The 19,711-nt window shown below is 69.5% G+C and carries 18 protein-coding genes and 1 pseudogene; 10 read left to right on the forward strand and 9 right to left on the reverse strand.

The window, feature by feature from the left end; genetic code table 11:
• Positions 1-7 precede the first annotated feature (7 nt).
• Both C4V41_RS02990 and C4V41_RS02995 read right to left on the reverse strand, forming a co-directional pair.
• On the reverse strand, positions 8-1,030 hold the full coding sequence (locus C4V41_RS02990; RefSeq protein WP_103954144.1) for a LacI family DNA-binding transcriptional regulator: 1,023 nt from the start codon (positions 1,028-1,030) through the stop codon (positions 8-10).
• Positions 1,027-1,884, reverse strand: a complete 858-nt coding sequence (locus C4V41_RS02995) for a substrate-binding domain-containing protein (protein ID WP_103954145.1) — start codon at positions 1,882-1,884, stop codon at positions 1,027-1,029. The genes C4V41_RS02990 and C4V41_RS02995 overlap by 4 nt, the downstream gene beginning before the upstream one ends.
• Positions 1,885-1,989: 105 nt before the next feature.
• On the opposite strand from C4V41_RS02995, the gene C4V41_RS03000 reads away from it, so the two are divergent.
• From C4V41_RS03000 to C4V41_RS03035, 8 genes are all read left to right on the forward strand, one after another.
• Positions 1,990-3,225, forward strand: coding sequence for an amino acid ABC transporter substrate-binding protein (locus C4V41_RS03000; protein ID WP_103954146.1), 1,236 nt, complete (start codon positions 1,990-1,992; stop codon positions 3,223-3,225).
• Between the two features lie 3 nt (positions 3,226-3,228).
• Positions 3,229-4,107, forward strand: coding sequence for a branched-chain amino acid ABC transporter permease (locus C4V41_RS03005; RefSeq protein ID WP_103954147.1), 879 nt, complete (start codon positions 3,229-3,231; stop codon positions 4,105-4,107).
• Positions 4,104-5,855 carry a branched-chain amino acid ABC transporter ATP-binding protein/permease gene (locus tag C4V41_RS03010; RefSeq protein WP_200823707.1) on the forward strand — a complete coding sequence of 584 codons (1,752 nt, stop codon included), beginning with the start codon at positions 4,104-4,106 and terminating at the stop codon, positions 5,853-5,855. Before C4V41_RS03005 ends, C4V41_RS03010 begins: the two co-directional genes overlap by 4 nt.
• Position 5,856: 1 nt before the next feature.
• Positions 5,857-6,633, forward strand: coding sequence for an ABC transporter ATP-binding protein (locus C4V41_RS03015; protein ID WP_103954148.1), 777 nt, complete (start codon positions 5,857-5,859; stop codon positions 6,631-6,633).
• The gene (locus C4V41_RS03020) at positions 6,570-7,637 is read left to right on the forward strand and encodes an alpha/beta hydrolase family protein (RefSeq protein WP_103954149.1); all 1,068 of its coding nucleotides are present in this window, start codon (positions 6,570-6,572) and stop codon (positions 7,635-7,637) included. The genes C4V41_RS03015 and C4V41_RS03020 overlap by 64 nt, the downstream gene beginning before the upstream one ends.
• Positions 7,634-8,536, forward strand: coding sequence for an NAD(P)-dependent oxidoreductase (locus C4V41_RS03025; protein ID WP_103954150.1), 903 nt, complete (start codon positions 7,634-7,636; stop codon positions 8,534-8,536). Before C4V41_RS03020 ends, C4V41_RS03025 begins: the two co-directional genes overlap by 4 nt.
• Entirely contained in the window at positions 8,533-9,771 is a 1,239-nt protein-coding gene (locus tag C4V41_RS03030) for a M24 family metallopeptidase (RefSeq protein ID WP_103954151.1), read from the forward strand. Before C4V41_RS03025 ends, C4V41_RS03030 begins: the two co-directional genes overlap by 4 nt.
• Positions 9,772-10,312: 541 nt before the next feature.
• A complete protein-coding gene (locus tag C4V41_RS03035; RefSeq protein WP_146103506.1) occupies positions 10,313-11,107 on the forward strand; it encodes a hypothetical protein in 795 nt (264 codons plus the stop codon).
• Between the two features lie 208 nt (positions 11,108-11,315).
• Here C4V41_RS03035 and C4V41_RS03040 read toward each other — a convergent pair whose 3' ends face one another.
• From C4V41_RS03040 to C4V41_RS03060, 5 genes and pseudogenes are all read right to left on the reverse strand, one after another.
• The gene (locus C4V41_RS03040) at positions 11,316-12,920 is read right to left on the reverse strand and encodes a xanthine dehydrogenase family protein molybdopterin-binding subunit (protein WP_235029874.1); all 1,605 of its coding nucleotides are present in this window, start codon (positions 12,918-12,920) and stop codon (positions 11,316-11,318) included.
• A gap of 231 nt (positions 12,921-13,151) precedes the next feature.
• Positions 13,152-13,454 (reverse strand): annotated as a pseudogene (locus tag C4V41_RS66025) (molybdopterin cofactor-binding domain-containing protein); the annotation flags it as partial.
• Entirely contained in the window at positions 13,451-13,900 is a 450-nt protein-coding gene (locus C4V41_RS03050; protein WP_103954153.1) for a (2Fe-2S)-binding protein, read from the reverse strand. The gene C4V41_RS03050 and the pseudogene C4V41_RS66025, both read right to left, overlap by 4 nt.
• Complete coding sequence (locus C4V41_RS03055) at positions 13,897-14,553, reverse strand: GntR family transcriptional regulator (protein ID WP_103954154.1); 657 nt, start codon at positions 14,551-14,553, stop codon at positions 13,897-13,899. The genes C4V41_RS03050 and C4V41_RS03055 overlap by 4 nt, the downstream gene beginning before the upstream one ends.
• A 13-nt stretch (positions 14,554-14,566) precedes the next feature.
• A complete protein-coding gene (locus C4V41_RS03060) occupies positions 14,567-15,064 on the reverse strand; it encodes a VOC family protein (RefSeq protein ID WP_103954155.1) in 498 nt (165 codons plus the stop codon).
• Positions 15,065-15,163: 99 nt separating this feature from the next.
• On the opposite strand from C4V41_RS03060, the gene C4V41_RS03065 reads away from it, so the two are divergent.
• Both C4V41_RS03065 and C4V41_RS03070 read left to right on the forward strand, forming a co-directional pair.
• Positions 15,164-17,329, forward strand: coding sequence for an alpha-ketoacid dehydrogenase subunit alpha/beta (locus tag C4V41_RS03065; protein WP_103954156.1), 2,166 nt, complete (start codon positions 15,164-15,166; stop codon positions 17,327-17,329).
• A 1-nt stretch (position 17,330) separates the two neighbouring features.
• Entirely contained in the window at positions 17,331-18,488 is a 1,158-nt protein-coding gene (locus C4V41_RS03070; protein ID WP_103954157.1) for a dihydrolipoamide acetyltransferase family protein, read from the forward strand.
• On the opposite strand, the gene C4V41_RS03075 is transcribed toward C4V41_RS03070, so the two are convergent.
• Positions 18,489-19,427, reverse strand: coding sequence for a hypothetical protein (locus tag C4V41_RS03075; protein ID WP_103954158.1), 939 nt, complete (start codon positions 19,425-19,427; stop codon positions 18,489-18,491).
• 15 nt (positions 19,428-19,442) lie between these two features.
• The gene (locus C4V41_RS60580) at positions 19,443-19,622 is read right to left on the reverse strand and encodes a hypothetical protein (protein ID WP_146103507.1); all 180 of its coding nucleotides are present in this window, start codon (positions 19,620-19,622) and stop codon (positions 19,443-19,445) included.
• Positions 19,623-19,711 lie beyond the last annotated feature (89 nt).

The raw sequence follows: 19,711 nt of genomic DNA on the forward strand, positions 1-19,711 counted from the left end.
AGGGCGGTCACGACACGCGGGGCGGCGCCGTGGAGCCCCGGACCACCAGGGACACCGGGAGCAGCAGGGAGCGGGCCGGGCGATCGGGCTGGCCGATGCAGTCCAGGAGCATGCGGGCCGCCTCCGCCCCCAGCTCGTGGTGTGGCACCGCCACCGTCGTCAGGGGCGGGCGGAGCTTGTCCAGGAAGGGCATGTCGTTGAAGCCGATCACGCTCACGTCGCCCGGACACGACAGGCCGCGTTCGGCGAAGACGTCGTAGCAGCCGAGCGCGATGAGGTCGTTGCCGGCCACCACCGCCGTGAGGTCCGGCGAACGGCCGAGTAGCTCCCGCATGGCGGCGGCGCCGTCGGCCTCGCTCCAGTGGGCGCACTCCACGACGAGGTCGCCGGGCAGGCCGTGGTCGCGGGCGGCGTGGCGGAAGGCCCGGGCGCGGACGCGGCCGGTGGAGGTGGTCAACGGGCCCGACAGGTGGGCGATGCGGACGTGGCCGAGCTCCGCCAGGTGGTGGACGGCGGCGGCGACCCCCGTGGCGTCGTCGCCCGTCACGGCGGGGATGCGGGCGTGCTCGACCTGGCGGTTGATCAGGACCATCGTGACGCCCCGCTCGTGCAGCCGGCGCAGCAGGGGGTGGTCGAGGCGGGCGGTGGCGACGATGAGGCCCTCGACCTGGCGGGAGCGGAGCGACTCGATCTGGGCGCGTTCGCGCTCCTCGTCGTTGTCGGTGTTGACGATCCACACGTTGTAGCCGCCGGCCTCCAGGACGCTCTCCACGCCGCGCACGATCGGTGGGAACAGGGGGTTGGTCAGGTCGGGGATCACCAGCCCGACCGTGCCGGAACGGGACGTCTTGAGGCTGCGGGCCGCCGAGTTGGGCTGGTAGCCGAGGGCCTGGGCGGCGCGCATGACGCGGCGGGCGGTCTCCGCGCTGATCTGCTGGCGGGTCTTCGGGTTGAGGGCGCGCGAGGCCGTGGCGGTGTGGACGCCGGCGGCCTCGGCGACGTCGCGGAGGGTCGGTGCTGGGTCGGTCATCGGCCGCGTTCGTCTCCTAGGTCCGACAGCAGGTCTCCGTCAGGGGCGGTGCCGTAGCGGCGCCGCAGGCCGAGGACCGTGGAGAGCGATTCCACGTCCGCGCGCCCGCCGGCCACCAGGCCCTCGTCCGGGTCCTTCAGCCGTCGAAGGTAGCGGGCCGCGGCGGCGGGCGGCAGCCGCAGCGCCGTGGCGGCCTCCTCGGTGACGAGGTCGTCCACCCGGCCGGCCAGGATCGCCGTGGTGGTCTCGCGCAGGGTGTCCGCGAGCGTCCTGACGGCCGGCGCGGCTCCCAGGGAGCAGAGCACCGTGCCCAGGTACGGGCGCGGCACCCCCGCCAGCCGCACCGCCCCCGCGTCCTCGGCCCGCAGGTCGGCGCCCGCGTTGAGCATGGTCGCCGCGCAGCCGCCGGACAGCAGCGCCTCCAGGCGGCGCGGCGTGGAGCCGAGCGTGGCCAGGCGGTAGTCGCCGGGGCGCAGGCCGAGCGCCTCCAGCGCCGCGTACAGGGCGAACGCGTAACCGGAGTCCGGCACGTCGACCCCCACCACCTCGCCCGCCAGTTCGGCCGCCGAGCCCAGCCCGGGACGGCCGTACAGGGCGAGACCGAGCCCCCGGTCCACGGCGGAGACGATGCGCACGTCGGCGGTCAGCCCGAGCGGGTTGGCCGGGACGTGGCGGTAGGCGATCACGTTGTCGGGGCTGGTCAGCGCGGCGTCGATCTCGCCCTTGAGGAGGGCGCGGAACTGGGCGGGGGAGGAGGCGACCGGCACTTCGGCGACGTCCGGCAGGCCGAGCCGCTGGGCGGTGCGGAGGAGAACGGACGGGCTGAAGGCGCCGACCGTCAGGGGTCTGCTCACCTGGCCTCCTTCGTGCAGTCGTTTGCGCCCTCTTGACAGTAGCCGTACGGAAACGGATGCTCCAGCCAGTGCAATCGTTTGCGGGGGCGTAGCGAAGGAGGTCTCATGACCACCCGACCACCCGCACGCCGGTCGCGAGCGGCCGTGACGCTGGCCGTCGTGGCCGTCCTGATGGTGGCGGCCTGTGGCCAGCGCCCGTCGGAAAGGCGGGCGGGTGAGGTGAGCAGGCCCATTGTCATCGGCGTCTCCCTGCCGCTGACCGGCGACTTCGCCCAGCCGGGCGGCGAGGCCAAGCGCGGTTACGACATCTGGCGCGACATGGTGAACGCCCAAGGGGGCGTCCTGGGCCGGCAGGTCGAGCTGAAGATCGCCGACGACGCCAGCAGCCAGGACACCGTGGTCGCCGACTACACCAAGCTGATCACCCAGGACAAGGTGGACCTGCTGCTCGGCACGTTCTCCTCGCTGCTGAACTACCCCGCCTCCGCCGTGGCCGAGAAGAACCGCATGGTCTTCGTGGAGCCGGCGGGCGGCGCGCCGGACATGTTCTCGCGCGGGTTCAAGTACCTGTTCTTCGCCCAGCCCGCCACCGCGCCCCGCCAGGCGGACGTGTTCGTGAACTGGATCAAGTCGCTGCCCGAGGCCGAGCGGCCCAGGACGGCCGCCTATCCGAGCCAGGACGACCCGTTCGCGCTGCCGGTCATCACGTCGATGCGGGAGCAGCTCGAAGGGCTGGGCGTCAAGACGGTCTACAGCGAGGTCTACCCGGCCGACACCACGAACTTCCAGAGCGTCGCCGGCACGCTGGCCGGCAAGAAGCCCGACCTGGTCGCGCAGGGCGCGGTGTTCGAGGACGGGGTCGGCATGGTGCGCTCGCTCAAGCAGCTCGGCTTCTCGCCCAAGATGCTGTTCCAGACCTCCGCGCCGAGCAACTCCAGCCAGTACAGCGAGGGCGTGGGCGTGGAGAGCACCGAGGGCGTCTTCTACACGGTGAGCTGGAACGAGAAGGCGACCACGCCGCTGAACGCCGAGTTCGTGGCCGCCTACCGCAAGGCGCACGACGCCGCGCCCGCCGAGGACGCCGCCGACGCGTTCGCCGCCGCGCAGGTGCTGCAGGCCGCCGTGGAGAAGGTCGGCGCGATCGACCAGGACAAGATCAAGGACTGGCTGCACGCGAACACCGTGCAGACCCTGCTCGGCCCGCTGAGCTGGAAGGAGACCGGCGAGCCGAAGGGCAGCTTCCTGCTGGCCCAGTGGCAGGGCGGCAAGGTCGAGGTGGTCGGGCCGCCCGAGCTGGCGACCACGAAGACCGTGGTGAACCCCAAGCCCGGGTGGAAGTGAGCGATGGCGCACTTCGTACAGGCGGTCGCGCTGGGCCTGCTGATCGGCGGGGTCTACGCGCTGATGGCGTCGGGGCTGACGTTGATCTTCGGGGTGATGCGGATCATCAACGTGGCCCAGGGCGCGTTCCTGGTGCTGGTGGCCATGGTGACGTGGTGGTTGTGGAACCGGACCGGGATCGACCCGATCGTGGCCTCCGTGGTGACGACGCCGATGATGTTCGGGTTCGGGTGGCTGTCGTACCGGCTGCTGATCTCGCGGATCCGGGGGTCGTCGCCGTCCATGTCGGTGCTGCTGACGTTCGGGTTCGCGCTGGTCATCGAGGGGGTGCTGAACCTCACGGCGGGCAACAGGTTCAGGTCGGCCGCCCCCTCCTACTTCGAGGAGTCCTTCCGGGTAGGGGGGATCGCGCTGCCGAAGGCGCAGGTGTTCGGGTTTCTGGCGGCGATGGCGGTGCTGGCCGTCCTCTACTACGTCCTCAACCGGACGTGGACCGGGCGGGCGATCAGGGCGGCCACGCAGAACCCGTCCGGGGCCGCGCTGGTGGGGGTCAGCGCGGCCGGCACGGCGGCGCTGGCGTTCGCGATCGGCAGCGCCACGGCCGGCGTCGGCGGGTCGATCCTGTCGGTGCTCTATCCGTTCTTCCCGGCCTCGCACTACGAGTGGATCTCGCGGCTGCTCGGGATCGTGGTGCTCGGCGGGCTGGGCAGCCTGCCCGGCGCGCTCGCCGGGGCGGCCATCCTGGGGCTGGCCGAGACGCTGACGGCGACGTACGGGTCGCTGGGCTGGTCCACGCTGGTGTTCTACGTGGTGATCATGGCGGTCCTCCTGGTACGGCCGCAGGGCCTGTTCGGGGCCCGGCTGCGGGAGGACGCGGCATGAGGGCCCATCTGGCGGCACTGGTGTGCCTGGCCGCGTTGCTGCTGTATCCCGTGGTCAACCCGTGGCAGCCGTACCCGCAGGCGGTGTTGCTGCTCGGGTTCCTGCTGGCGATCCAGGCCACGAGCTGGAACATCATCTCCGGGTACGCCGGCTACGTCTCGCTCGGGCACAGCATGTTCCTGGGGCTGGGGTCGTACACCGTGGGCATCCTCGCTCTGCGCTGGGGCGTCAACCCGCTGTGGGTCGCGCCGCTCGGCGGCGTGGTCGCGACGGTCATCGCCGTGCTCATCGGCAGCGTCGTGCTCAGGACGCGCGGCCACGCCTTCGTCATCATCACGATCGCGATGCTGCTCGCCGCGCAGATCATCGCGGTCAACTCCAGGGACCTGACGCGCGGCTCCGACGGGATCACGCTGGAGCTGCCGTTCTGGCACCGCGACTTCCAGAACATCCCGTTCTACTACGCCTTCCTGCTGCTGCTCGTGCTGACCGTGCTGTTCAGCGCGTGGATCAGGCGCACCAAGTTCGGTACGGGGCTGGTCGCGATCAGGGAGGACGAGGGCAAGGCGGCCTCCATCGGCGTCGACACCACCCGGTTCAAGGTCGTCGCGTACGCGGCCAGCGCGTTCTTCATCGGCGTGGCCGGCGGCGTCTACGCCTACTACCTGACGTTCATCAACCCCGTCGGCTCCTTCGCGATCCTCGGCAGCGTGACGATCGTGCTGGCCGCGCTCGCCGGCGGCCGGGGCACCCTCTACGGGCCCGTCATCGGCGCGTTCCTCGTCAACCTGGTCAGCGAGGCGGCCACCGTCTACGCGGGCGGGGTGCAGTCGCGGGTGCTGCTGTTCGGGGGCGCGCTGGTGCTCGTGGTGGTGTTCCTGCCCAAGGGCCTGCTGCCGGCCGTCGAGGCGTGGTGGCGGCGCCCTGCGCCGGTCGAGTTCATCGAGCCCGTACGCGTGCGCGAACGGGTTCCCCGGCCACCCCCTTCGCCCGGCGACGTGCTGCTGTCCGTGCGCGGCGTGTCCAAACGGTTCGGCGGCCTGGTCGCGGTCGACGACGTCACCCTCGACGTGCGCCAGGGCACGATCACGGCGCTGATCGGGCCGAACGGCTCAGGCAAGACCACGCTGTTCAACCTGGTCACCGGCGGGCTGCCGGCCGACTCCGGCGAGATCTGGTTCGACGGGCGGCGCGTCGACGGGCTGCGGCCGTGGCGGCGCTGCCATCTCGGGCTGGGCCGGTCGTACCAGGTGACCAGGCTGTTCAAGGAGATGACCGTGCAGGAGAACGTGGTCGCCCCGCTGGCCGACTCGCGCTGGCGTACCCTGCTGTCCGACGCCGTCCACGGGCACGAGGCCGAGCGCGCCCGCGAACTGCTCGACCTGGTGGGGCTGCGGCGGTTCGCCGGGCAGCCGGCGGGCGCGCTGTCGTACGGGCAGCAGAAGCTGGTCGAGCTGGCCCAGGTCCTGATGCTGGAACCCCGGCTGATCCTGCTCGACGAGCCCGCCGGGGGCGTGAACCCGAGCCTGCTCGGCCACCTCACCGAGGTGATCCGCGAGCTGAACGCCTCCGGCGTCACCTTCCTCGTCGTCGAGCACAACATCCCCCTCGTGCTGGACCTGTGCGACCCGGTCGCCGTGCTCGCGGGCGGCCGCCTGATCGCCGAGGGGCCGCCGGGGTTCGTCAGGGAGTCTCCCGTGGTGCTGGAGGCGTACCTGGGGGACGACTGGCAACCGGCGGTGAGCTGAAATGCTGCAGCTCAAGGCGGTGGTCGCCGGGTACGGCGGCGGGAGCGTCCTGCAGGGGGTCGATCTCGAATGCGCCGAGCGCACGATCACCTGCGTGGTCGGCCCCAACGGCGCGGGCAAGTCGACCGTGCTGCGCGTCATCAGCGGCCTGCTCGCCCCCGCCGAAGGCGAGGTCCGCATGGACGGCGAGCTCATCGGCGGCCGGCCGCCCGGCGAGATCCTGCGCCGGGGCATCGCCCAGGTGCCGCAGTCGCACGCCCTGTTCCCGGCCATGTCCGTGCAGGAGAACGTGCTCATGGGCGGCTACCTCATCCGCAGGGACAAACGCCTCCTGCGCGAACGGCTCGACCAGGTCAGGCAGCGCCTGCCCATCGTCGCCGAACGCGCCCGCGACCACGCCGGCAACCTCAGCGGCGGCCAGCGGCGCATGGTCGAGATCGCCCGCTGCCTCATGCTCGACCCCCGGCTCATCCTGCTCGACGAGCCGTCGCTCGGCCTCGACCCGCGCGGCCTGGCCGGCGTCGCCGAGGTCATCCACGAGCTCAACCAGGCGGGCACCACCGTGCTGCTGGTCGAGCAGAACGTCCGGCTCGGCCTGTCCCTCGCCACGCACGGCGTGGTCATGGAGGGCGGCCGGGTCCGCCTGGCAGGACCGGCCGCCGCCGTCCGGGACAACCCCGAGATCGCGTCGCTCTATCTGGGAGGTGAGACACGGTGGACGAGCGAGTCGCCTCCGCCATCGCCCATTGGGGGCCCCGCTTCACCGCCAACGGCGTGACCGTCTCCGACTTCGAGCGTGTCACGCGCGACCTGGACACCTGGGACGAATGGTGCGCCGCCTGGTCGTCGGTGGCTTCTGAGCACGAGGCGCTGGGGCGGCAGGCGCTGGCCACCGGCCGGCACCTGTCGGCGGGCCAGCACCTCGCGCAGGCCGCGCTCTACTTCCACTTCGCCAAGTTCGTCTTCGTGACCGACCTCGACCAGGCGCGCCGGGCCCACCTTCGCGCCGTGGCCTGCCTCGACGACGCCCTGCCGCACCTGTCGCCACCCGGGCGGCGGATCGAGATCGACTTCGAGGGCGGCGTGCTCGCCGGCATCCTCCGGCTACCTTTCGGGCCCGGGCCTCATCCGGCGGTGCTCATGCTGTCCGGGCTGGACTCGGCCAAGGAGGAGCACCGTGTGGTCGAGCGGCTCTTCCTCGAACGCGGGCTGGCCACCTTCGCCGTGGACGGGCCCGGGCAGGGGGAGTGCTCGCTGCCGATCAGGGGCGACTGGTCGCTGCCCGGCAAGGCGCTTCTTGACGCGCTGGCCGCCTCTTCCGGGGTCGACCGTTCCCGGATCGGGGTGTGGGGGGTCAGCCTGGGCGGCTACTACGCGCCCCGGGTGGCGGCCGCCCTGGGGGAGCGGGTGGCGGCTTGCGTGGCGCTGGCGGGGCCGTACGACTTCGGCGACTGCTGGTCCGGGCTGCCGCTGCTGACCAGGGAGACGTTCCGGGTACGGGCGGGGGCTTCGAACGAGGAGGAGGCGCGGCGGATCGCGTACACGCTGACCATGGAGGGCATCGCCCCGTCGATCACCGCGCCGCTGCTGGTCGTGTTCGGGCGCAAGGACCGGCTCATCCCGTGGCGGCAGGCCGAACGCCTGGCCGCCACGGCGGGTGGCGACAGTGAGCTGCTCATGCTGGAAGAGGGCAACCACGGCTGCGCCAACCTCGCGCCCTGGCACCGTCCGTACACCGCCGACTGGCTGGCCCAGCGGCTCCGCTCGAAAGGCATCTCATGACCGTCTCTGAACAGCGGGTGGGCTGGATCGGCACCGGGCGGATGGGCGCGCCGATGGCCGAGCGGCTGGCCCGGGCCGGGGTGGACCTGGCCGTGTGGAACCGTACGCGGGCCAAGGCCGAATCGCTCGGCGCCACCGTGGTGGACACCATCGCGGACCTGCGCTCCCGCGACGTCGTCTTCACCATGCTCGCCACGGCCGCCGACCTGGACGAGGTCCTTCCCGAACTCCTGCCCGGCCCCGGCGTGCTCGTCGACTGCTCCACGATCTCACCTGAGGAGTCGGCCGCCGCCCGGGAATCCTGCGCCCTGCTCGGTACGGCCTTCCTGGCCGCCCCGGTCAGCGGCAACGGCAACGTGGCTCGGGCGGGGGCGTTGAGTCTGGTCTGCTCAGGCCCCCGCGAGACGTACGACCGAGTGGCCGGCCTCCTGGCGTATCTGGGCAGATCGGTTGTCTATGTGGGGGAGGGTGAGACCGCCCGCCTGGTCAAGATCGCCCACAACCTCATGCTCGGCGTCGTCGCCCAGACCCTCGCCGAGATCACCGTACTGGCCGAAAAGGGCGGTGTACCCCGGCACGCCTTCCTGGAGTTCCTCAACGACAGCGTCGTGGGCTCGGCCTTCACCCGCTACAAGTCCCCGGCGTTCGTCCACCTCGACTACACGCCCACCTTCACCCCGGTCCTGCTGCGCAAGGACTTCGACCTGGGCCTGGCCGCCGCGCGGGCCCTGGACGTGCCCATGCCGGTCACCGCGCTCGCCGCCCAGCTCGTCCAGGCCGCCGTCGGCTCGGGACGGGTGGACGAGGACTTCGCCATCCTCCTCGACCTGCAGGCGGCGGCCTCGGGCCTGGAACTCAAACCCGAGGACGTGGCCGTGGACGACGGGCTCGGCTCATGACGGGCCCGCTGCCCGCCCCCGGCCACATGGGCGTCGACTACGAACAGCGCGTCGACTTCCCCCGCCTCAGGGACTACCGCCTGAGCCGCGCCCGCGCCGCCCTGGAATCCGGCGAGTGCGGCGCGTTCCTGCTCTTCGACTTCTACAACATCCGGTACGTCACCCAGACCTGGATCGGCGGCGCCCTCGGCGACAAGATGACCAGGTACGCGTTGCTGACGCGCGGCGGCCCGGTGCGCCTGTGGGACTTCGGCTCCGCCGCCCGCCACCACCGCCTCTACAGCCCCTGGCTGGACCCGGCCGACTGCCACGCCGGCATGCTCGGCCTGCGCGGCGCCATCGCCCCCACGGCCGGCCTGATGACGGACGCCGTCCGCCGGCTCGCGGGCCTCCTGGCCGACGCGGGCCTGGCCGGTGAACCCGTCGGCGTGGACATCGTCGAGCCACCATTCCTCTTCGAAATGCAGCGACAAGGTCTGCGCGTCGTGGACTGCCAGCAACAAATGCTCGATGCCCGCGTCATCAAGTCCCCCGACGAAATCATGCTTCTCACTCAGGCCGCCGCCATGGTGGACGGCGTTTACCAGAACATCGTCGAGGCATTGAAACCAGGCGTCCGGGAGAACGAGATCGTGGCGCTGGCCAGTAAACGCCTCTACGAAATGGGCTCCGACCAGGTCGAGGCCATCAACGCCGTCAGCGGCGAACGCTGCAACCCCCATCCGCACAATTTCTCCGACCGCCTCATCCGGCCCGGCGACCAGGCGTTCTTCGACATCATCCACTCTTTCAACGGCTACCGGACGTGCTATTACCGCACTTTCGGAGTCGGCAGCGCCACGGCCTCACAGCGGGACGCCTATGTGAAGGCCCGGGAATGGATGGACGCCTCCATCGCCATGATCAAACCCGGCGTGGGGACCGACCAGGTGGCGGCGGTGTGGCCGGAGGCGACCGCGTTCGGGTTCGAGGACGAGATGGCGGCGTTCGGGCTGCAGTTCGGGCACGGGCTGGGGCTCGGGTTGCATGAGCGGCCGATCATTTCGCGGCTGAACAGCATGCGGGAGCCGGTCGAGTTGAAGGTGGGGATGGTGTTCGCGCTGGAGACGTACTGTCCGGCGAGCGACGGGTTCTCGGCGGCCCGGATCGAGGAGGAGGTCGTGGTCACGGGGGAGGGGTGCCGGGTGCTGACGTTGTTCCCGGCCCAGGAATTGGTGGTGGCAAACCCGTACTGACGATTTTCCGTGATACCAGTCAATAGTTTCTAACGCGCCGTAGTTAAGGGTTTGCCGTGTGTCAGGTAATGTGAATCACCGGGCTTTTGAAGATGTACATCGCTCGAGGATCATCCAAACGGCCAGGTCGAGCCGAGCGACCCCATCAGCGATATTCACGTCTTCGATCGTTGTGGCAATATGACGATCATCCAAGCGCCACCTGATGTGGAGCAGGATTCGACCGATTTCGAAGCGTTCGATGTCGCGTATCTCTGGGACGGTAGTGGTCCGCCGTCTGCTGCGGTGGCGAATGGCGGTGGCAACTGCTGTTGCGCTCCACGATCACATCATGTTCGTACTGAGTGATAACATCACAGCACGAACTCGCTCAAAGCGCGAAGGCGTGGTACGCAGGTTTCCCGCGCCCTGAGCTCGGCAGGGGAAGGCGTGAGGGCGAAAGTGCGCGGAGTAGCGTTGACGGTGACATGTGCTGGTGGCGGCGTGTGGCGCTGCGGACTTGATTCCCCGGTACGCGGACATCGAGCACTTTGGATATGTCATGGCCAACGCTTTCCGCGCGTCTCACCCTGAATACGTCGTGAGTTCCGAGTCCTATGCCTTCGAGCGTCGGCCGGACGAGATGGCCATTGTCATGAACGCCTCGCACAATCAACAAACGAGTGGTGTCGTTCAGGCTTTCGGCATCCGCCAGGACCAGAACTCGGGGGGATTCTCCTACGCGACCGGTGACGACCGCCATCCGGTGCGGCTTGAAGAGGCACTTCGGCGGCTTGACGCTCCCGAATCGCAAGCTTTGTCCGCGGCGTTGCGCCGGGTCGGGCGAGATGGCGGGCCAATGAAAGAGGAGGTCGATGCCGCGCTACGCAAGGTGGGCCGCAGCAACGAGGTGACCGCGGTCGTGGAGTTGGCGCGGCCTTTGACGGCCAACGAGATCCGTGACCGTAAGCATCTGCCCGTGGACAACGGGATCTTCTCGCCCGCCCTGGGTGGCGCGCCGGTTTACTGGGACATCCACTCCGGCACGTTCTGCAAGGTCTGCGGTGGTGGCGGGGATCAGATAACGCAGGACTTTCGTAATTGGGTGGGCTCTCTGGGGCCGTCTGACGGACCCGGGCTTCAGTACTTCGGGCTGATCCTGCCCCGGCTGAAAGACGTGGCCCGGGCCGGGAAGATTTATGGATATATTCAGCATGCGGAGGATCCTGTGCTTCTTCGCAAGCTGCTGAAGCAGAAATATGTCAAGTCTATGTATATCGTGCGCGTCGCCGACCATTGCGCCGATGAAATGCCTGAAAATTGCTCGTGGCCAGGAGACAGGCAACTGTACGGCTGACGGGCGGGGCATCTATGGTCGTGTTACAGCCTACTCGCTAGTTCGGAGACAGGCCGCCGTATGCCATCAGCGCAATTGTCTCTGTCATGCTCGTTAGGTTTCGCAGCTAGGTTGTCGTCGTTGTGCGTAGCGATTGGCTCACCTCGGATACCTGACGAGCTTGCTGCTTCCTGCATTGTTCTTCACCTTTGCTGGCATTTTCTGCCGGTCAGGCTATGGCGTTGATGACGGCGTCGCGGGTCAGGGGGAGGTCGCGGAGGCGGATGCCGAGGGTGGCGGTCAGGGCGTTGGCTATGGCGGCGGCTACTGGGCCCTGGGCGGCTTCGCCGGCGCCGACCGATGGGGTGCCGGGGTGTTCTACCAGTTCTACTGTGATTTCGGGGGTCTCGGTGAAGGGGAGGATTGGGTAGGTTTCCCAGGTGGTGCTGGTGATCTTCTGGTGGTTGAAGCGGACTCTTTCTTTGAGGGTCCAGCTTGTTGCCTGGGTGGCGCCGCCCTCTATTTGGTTGCGGACGCCGTCGGGGTTGATGATCTGGCCTACGTCTACGGCGATGGTCAGGTGGGTTACTCGGATGTCGTGGTCGGCTTCCAACTCGGCTACCGCGGCGCAGTAGGCGCCGGTGTTCTTGTAGCGGGCGAAGCCCAGGCCGAGGCCGGGGCGGCCCCAGTTTGCCGTTGTGGTTGCTCGCCTTAGGACCTCTTGGGCTCGGGGGTCGGTCAGGTGGGCTAGGCGGTAGGCCAAGGGGTCTTGGTCTGCTTGTTCGGCCAGCTCGTCCATGAAGGATTCGATGGCGAAGACGTTCATGAAGGCGCCGAGGGAGCGTAGAGCTGAGGAGCGGATCGGGGTTTTGAGGAGGCGGTGGCCCGTGATTTGGAGGTGGGGGATCTCGTAGAGCGGGATTGCGTTGCGGGCCATGCCGAGGCCGGAGCCCATAGGTGGGTCGGTGGCGGGTGGGTAGGTCCAGGGGGCTTCTAGGTGAGTGCCGGCTAGTAGGCCGGGGGTGCCGTCTGCGTAGCCGGGGCGGCTGGTGTGGCCTTGGCTCCAGACGTCGTACTGCCAGGATTGGATCAGTCCGGCTTCGTTCACGGCTGCTGTTATGTCGGCGGACATGGCTGAGCCGAAGGGGGACCAGGTTAGTTCGTCCTCTCGGCTCCAGCGGACCAGTACCGGTCTGCCTTGTGCCTCGCGGGCCAGGAGGGCGGCGTCCAGGGCTGCGTCGTCGGCGGCGTTGTGGCCGTAACAGCCGGCGCCCTCGGCGTGGCGGACCTCGATCGCGTCGTGGCCGAGGATTTGGGCGAGTGCCTTGCGTAGGGGGTGGACGCCTTGGGTGTGGCTCCAGATCTCCAGGGTGCCGTCGGGGTTCCAGCGGGCGGCGGCGCAGCTCGGGGCGATCGAGGCGTGGGCGATGAAGGGTCTGCTGTAGGTGGCGGTGTGTTGGGTGCCTTGAGGTTTTTCGCCGGTTGGGGTGTGGACGTTGATGGTTTCGTGGGGGCCTGCGCGGAGGTAGGTGTGGAGGTCGTGTTCGTCGGGGAGGGTGTTGCTTTCGGTCCATGTGGCCGACTTGCGGAGCCGGGTGAGGGCTTGGTCGGCTTCGGGTTCCGTTTCTGCTAGGACTCCCAGGAATGAGCCGTCGCGCACTACGTGGATGTCTGGTGGGAGTGGGGTGAGGGTTTTGAGTCGGGCGGCGGGGGAGGGTGGGCGCAGGATGCGGCCGTGGAGCATGTTCGGTAGGCGGAGATCGTGGATGAAGCGGGGGTGTCCGGCCACCTTGTCGGGCAGGTCCAGGCGGGGAACGCTGACGCCCACGAACACCGGTGATGGCTCGTTTGATGCAGGGCTCTGGGATTCGGGTGGCCGGGGTGCCTGGGAGTGGGGGGTGGTGGGGTCGGGTGGTCGTGCCTGGGGATTGGGGATGGTGAGGTCGGGTGGCCGGGGTGCCTGGGCTGCGCGGTCGGTTGATGGTCCCTGGATGCGGGGGCCAAGGCTTGAGGCCAGGTCGGCGTAGGTTGCGGTTCGGGTGCCGTGGTGGAACTCGCCTCGGTGGACTGTTACCTGGTCTGGGGGGACGTTCCAGCGGCGGGCGGCTTCGGCTGTGTAGGTGGTGCGGATTTGGGTGCAGGCTTCGCGGAGTGGTGGGCCTGCGTGGGCGATTGACATGCTGCCTGCTGTGCAGCCCTCGTTTGGGCCCTCGTCTGTGCGGGCGGGCAGCATACGTACCTGAGACAGGTCGGCGCCCAGGGCGTCGGCGGCGATTTGGGCCAGGGCGGTGAGTACGCCCTGGCCGAGTTCTACTTTTCCGGCGCGTACCGAGATGATTCCGTCGGAACCGACGGAGACGGCCGTCATTCCGCTGCTTTCAGGACCGCGCGGATGATGCGGCGGTGGACGCCGCAGCGGCACAGGTTGCCGTTCAGGGCCTCCGCTACTGCCTGTTCGGTTGGGTGTGGGGTGGTCTTCAGGAGAGCTGCGGCGCTGATCATCATTCCTGAGAGGCAGTAGCCGCATTGGCCGGCCTGTTCCTCCAGGATCGCTTGTTGGATGGGGTGTAGGTCGGCTCCCGGGGCGAGTCCTTCGATGGTCACCACTGATCGGTTCTCGGCGGCTGACAGAGGGGTGTCGCAGGCGGGGGTCACTCGGTCGTCGAGGAGGATGAAGCAGGCGCCGCACATTCCGGCGCCGCAGCCGAAGCGGGTTCCCACCAGGTTCAGTTCTCCGCGTAGTACGTCGAGGAGTGGGGTGGCGGGGTCGGAGGTGGATTTCACGGACTTGCCGTTGATGGTCAGGCGGGTCATGTGAACACCTCTGGGTGGTGGGAGAGCTCCACTCGTGTGCGGCGGATGTGGCCGGTCAGGCAGCGTTCCGCGTCCACGGTGTCGCGGCGTTCGATCGCGTCCAGGAGGAGGCGGTGTTCGGCGTTCACCACCCAGCGTCGTGATGGGCCGGTCAGGTGCATGAAAGCGCGTCGGTAGTGCTGGGTCGCGTTCCACAGGCGGACCACCATGCCTGAGAGGTGGTCGATGGTGCAGCCCGAGTAGGTCAGCAGGTGGAATTCGCGGTCGAGGGAGAGGAACTCGCCGATGTCGGTGTTCGCCTCGATCTTGTCCTGGATGAGGGCCAGGCGGTGGTGGTCGTCGGGGGTGAGGTGAGGGATGCTCTCGGTCAGGGCGAGGGGTTCGAGGCGTTCGCGCATCTGGTAGATCACGTCCACCTGGTGGCGGTCGAGGAGGGGTACGCGGGCGCCGCGGCGCGGGTGGTGTTCGGTGAGGCCCTCGGCTTCCAGCATGCGCAGGGCCTCGCGGACCGGGAGGCGGCTGGCGCCGAGGCGTTCGGCCAGGTCCTCCTGCCGGATCCGCTCCCCGGGGGCGATCGCGCCGCTGAGGATGGCCTCGCGCAGATGGTCGGCCACCCGTTGGCTCTCGGGCATGCGCGTGGTCGGGTCGGGCATGGGCCCGGTCGGATCAGGTGCGTGCACGGTCGAATGCCTTGCCGTTCGGGTACGACACCAGCTCGAACTGCATCCCCCAAGGCGCCAGGAAGTACACCCACCGCTGGCCCTCGCTGGGTCCCTTGCTGGCCGTCGGTTCGCCCAGTATCCGTACGTCGTGTTCGCGAAGGTGGGAGACCGCCGCATCCAGGTCGTCGACGTACAGGGCCACGTGATGGCCGCCGATGTCGCTGTTGCGGGGTACCTCCGGGTGCTGGCCGGGGGCCGCGTACTGGAAGACCTCGAAGATCGCCTGGCCGCCGCATCTGAAGAAGTGCAGCCGTTCCATCACCGCCCGGGGATGCACGTTGAGGTGGTCGCGCATCCACGTGCCCGAGGAGTGGGCGAAGGGGCCGAGGGAGTACATGTACTCGCAGCCGAGTACGTCCACCAGGAACGTCCTGGCCTCCTCCAGATCGGGCACCGTGAAGCCGATGTGGTCCACTCCGCTGAGTCCTGGAAGTCCGGTCATTGCGCCCCCCTCTGGATTTTGGATCCAAAACAGCCTACGTCGGGGGTGATGAGGCGGGGAAGGGGTGTTTTTTGGATCCATCTCGTGTAAGGCTGAGGAATGCCTCTGCGCCGCCGTCTCGAGCCGCGGGCCCCCTGGGTGGAGGTCGTCGCCACCGACGAGGACTGGGACGCCGCCGACCCCCACCTGCTGATGACCATGCTCGGCCACCTCCTGCTGATCAGGACCTTCGAGGAGTACGTGCTCGACCTCGCCAAGTCCGGTCTCGTGCACGGCCCGGCGCACTCCAGCATCGGTCAGGAGGGTGGCGCGGTCGGCTCGGTTCTGGCGCTCGCCGCCGGCGACACCGTCAACGGCTCGCACCGAGGGCATCACCAGTTCCTGGCCAAGGCGCTCCAGCACGTGGAGCCGAAGGGCGTCGATCCGGCGAAGGACTTCTCAGCGGACGTACGGGACGTGCTGCTGCGTACGCTCGCCGAGATCTGCGGCCTGGACCGGGGGTTCAGTCACGGCCGCGGCGGTTCCATGCATCTGCGGTGGAAGGACGCCGGAGCCATCGGTACGAACGCCATCGTCGGCGGCGGCGTCCCGTTCGCGGCCGGGTCGGCGTGGGCGCACCGGCAGGCGGGCACCGGGGCGGTCGCGGTGACGTACTTCGGGGACGGGGCCATCAACATCGGCTCCACGCTGGAGACGCTCAACCTCGCCGCCGCCTGGCATCTGCCGCTCTGTTTCTTCGTCGAGAACAACCGCTACGCCGTCTCCACCGGCGTCACCGAGGCCACCGCCGAGCCCCGCCTGTCGGCCCGTGGCCCCGGGTTCGGCGTGCCGAGCTGGAAGGTGGACGGCATGGACCCGCTCGCCGTTCACCTGGCCATGCGTGAGGCGCTGGCGTACATGCGGGCGGGAGAGGGCCCCACCGTTGTCGAGGCGGACGTGTACCGATATTTCCATCAGAACGGCCCGTTCCCCGGCAGCGCGTTCGGTTACCGGACGAAGGAGGAGGAGCAGGAGTGGCGCGCCCGCGACCCGATCGAACGGCTCACCGGCCACCTGGCCCGCCGCGCCATCCTGACCAGGTCGGACATGGACGCCGCGGCGGTACGGGCCAAAGACCTGATGACGGAGGTCGGTGGCGTCCTGCTCGAACCGATGCCCGGCGGCAAACCGGGGCAGCGCCGGATCAGACCGGGCGAATGGCCGGACCCGGGCTTCGCCCATGTGGGCGTCCGTGGTGACCTGTCCGAGTTCGAGGACGCGCGGACAAAGTTCACCGGGGAGCTGACCGAGGGCAGGTTCATCGACGCCGTGGCCGGGGTCATGGCGCGGCGGATGGGAGAGGACGACTCGATCGTCGTGCTCGGCGAGGACGTACACCGGCTCAACGGCGGCACCAACGGCGCCACCCGCGGACTCAAAGCCGCCTTCCCCGACCGCGTGCTCGGCACCCCCATCAGCGAGAACGCCTTCACCGGGCTGGCCGGCGGCATCGCCTCCGACGGCCGGTACACGCCGGTGGCCGAGCTCATGTACGCCGACTTCATGTGGGTCGCCGCCGACCAGCTCTTCAACCAGATCGCCAAGGCCAGGCACATGTACGGCGGCACCGACCCCATGCCGCTCGTCCTGCGCAGCAAGGTCGCCATGGGCACCGGGTACGGCTCCCAGCACTCCATGGACCCCGCCGGCCTCTTCGCCACCGCGCCCGGCTGGCGGATCGTCGCGCCGACGACGCCGTTCGACTACGTGGGCCTCATGAACAGCGCGCTGCGCTGCCGGGATCCGGTCGTGGTGCTGGAGCACGTCGATCTGTACGCGTCCACGGGCGAGTCGCCGGTGGGCGACCTGGACTACTGCCTCCCTGTGGGGAGGGCGGCCGTCCGGCGGGCGGGAGAGCGGGTGACGGTGCTGACGTATCTGGCGATGACCTCGTACGTGCTGCGGGCCGTCGAGGCGTCCGGCGTGGACGCCGAGGTGATCGACCTGCGCTGGCTGGATCGGGCGAGCCTCGACTGGGACACCATCGGGGTGAGCGTCAAGAAGACGAACAACGTGCTGATCGCCGAGCAGGGGCCCGCCGGGGCGTCCTATGGCGGGTGGCTGGCCGACGAGATCCAGCGGCGATTGTTCGACTGGCTGGATCAGCCGGTGCAGCGGGTGACCGGCGGGGAGGCGTCCCCCAGCATCAGCAAGGTGCTCGAACGGGCGGCCATCGCCGGGGAAGAGGACGTGGCCGCCAAACTCACTGAAATGACGGCGTACTGAGATGGCCGGGCTGCTGCGAATGCCGGAGGTGGCGGCGAACGCGGGGGAGGCGGTTCTGCAGGCGTGGGCGGTTCCGGTGGGCGCGCCGGTGAAGGCCGGGGACGTCATCGCGACCGTGGAGACCGACAAGGCGGTGGTCGAGGTGGCCGCCGAGACCGACGGCGTCCTGGTGCGCACGCTGGTCGATGAGGGTGCCACGGTCGCGGTCGGTACGCCCATCGCCGTCCTGGGAGACGCGGGTGAGCTACCGGGCAAAGCGGACGCCTTGCCCGCCGACCAGGACGCGCCGTCCGAGCGGCCCGCAGAGCGGATCTTTTCGAGTCCGCTGGCGCGCCGCCTGGCCAAGGAGGCGCATCTGGGCCTCGGTGACCTCACCGGCACGGGCCCGAACGGCCGCATCGTCCGCCGCGACGTCGAGACCGCCATCGCCGCCAGAAGCCATCAAAAGCCACGAAGCCCCCAAGAGCTCCAAGAGCCCCAAGAGCAGCTCCGAGAGCCCCAAGAGGTGCCGCATTCGCGGGCACGGCGGGCCGCGGCGGCCCGGCTGACCCAGAGCAAGCAGACCGCCCCCCACTTCTACGTACGCGGCACGGCCCACGTCGGCAAACTGCTCAAACTCCGCCGCGACCTCACCAACTCGGTCTCCATCAACGACCTCGTGATCAAGGCCGCCGCCCAGGCCCACGTCCTCGTACCGGAAATGAACGTCATCTGGACCCAGGAAGCCACCCGCACCTTCACCACAGTGGACCTGTCCGTGGCCATCGCGACCCCGAACGGCCTCGTGACCCCGGTCCTGAAGAGCGTGGAGAAAAGCTCCGTGACCACGATCGCCACCACCGTCAAAGACTTCGCCGACCGCGCCAGAACAGGCCGCCTGCGGCAGGACGAGCTGGAAGGCGGCGTACTGACCATCACGAACCTGGGCATGCACGGCGTGGAGGAGTTCGCCGCGATCATCAACCCGCCCCAGTCCGCGATCCTCGCCGTCGGCGCCGTCCGCCGCGAGCCGGTCGTCGCCAAAGGCCGGGTGAAGGCCGCCCAGGTGATGCGCGTCACGCTCTCGGTCGATCACCGCCCCATCGACGGCACCGTGGCCGCCGCCTGGATGCGGACGTTCCTGGACCTGCTGGCCCACCCCGTCCGCATCCTGGCCTGATCACGGCGCGGGACGGGGACCGCTCCGGTCCCCACCGGCCCGCGCGGTCCCGAAATACTCCACCCGCCACGCGCCCCCGCTCCGCATCAGGGTGCGGGCCTCGAACCGGCCCCGCTGGTCGACCCTGGTGACCGTGCTCCGGCCGGCCGAGTGGAACGCCCCGGACGGCGCGCCAGGCTCCCGGTAGAAGACCCAGATCCGCTGGTTGGACAGCCATTCCCAGGTCGAGACCGGCTTGCCGCGCAGCCGCCCCGTGTGCACGATCTCCTGGCCCAGGCGCCGGACCTGGTAGCCGACGATCTGGGTCGCGTACGGCCGATACGAGGTCGCCTCCACGAACACGGCCTCGCTCCGCCCCCCGATGGCCTCGGACGTGGTGCGCACCTCGGCCCGCCAGTCCCCGCTCGCCACGACCGGCCCGCCCACGGTGAACCGGCCCAGGTCGTCGGTGACCGCCTCGGCCAGCTCGCGCCAGCCGCACACGTTGTCCTCCCGGAACGCGAGCACCACGTCCAGCCCGCCGCCCGGCCCCGTGGCACCGTTCTTGACCAGTTCGGCCCGCCCCGTGAGCCGCGCCAGCTCGCCCCTGGGCACCTGGGGCGGCTGGGCGTCGAAGTCCGTGAACCGCACCTCGGCCCTCGTCCCGCGCGTGGCGACGTCGAAGTCGTGCCCGGCGCTGGTCTCCCCGGCGCGTACCTCGACGCGCCAGGGGCCCTCGGGGGCGCCGGGCCGCAGCAGGTGGGTGGCCTGCCAGCCGCAGGGCGCGTGCCGGTCGGTGAAGCCGATCGGGTACGCGATCCCGTCCGGGGCGGTCAGCCACCCGTACATCGTGGAGACGCGCGTGGCGGACACGTCGATGACGATCTCGATCGGACCGGTGTCCAGGACGACCGGGTGCGGGGTCACCTCGATGGCGCGGATGTCGGGTGAGGTCTGCACGATGCTCTCCTCCAGTCAGCAGATCCTGCGGTAATGCGCGCCGGGGATGAGGCGGGTCCAGTCGCTCCTGGTCAGGGAGCGGCCGGCTCTGGCGCACAGGGCGGCGGCCACGTTGGCGGGGGCGACGGAGGGGTCGCCCAGGGCTCCGTCGGAGCGGAGGCTGTGCGCCCAAGCTAGCCACCGCCGCGTTCCCACGCTTCCGGGTGCGGCCTAGGGAAAACCCGGGCACGCTGCCCTCTTGATCGGGCGGTGGACGCGAAATATGGTGTTAATCGTTTAACACT

The sequence above is a fragment of the Nonomuraea solani genome, from assembly GCF_900108335.1.
Taxonomy (GTDB): domain Bacteria; phylum Actinomycetota; class Actinomycetes; order Streptosporangiales; family Streptosporangiaceae; genus Nonomuraea; species Nonomuraea solani.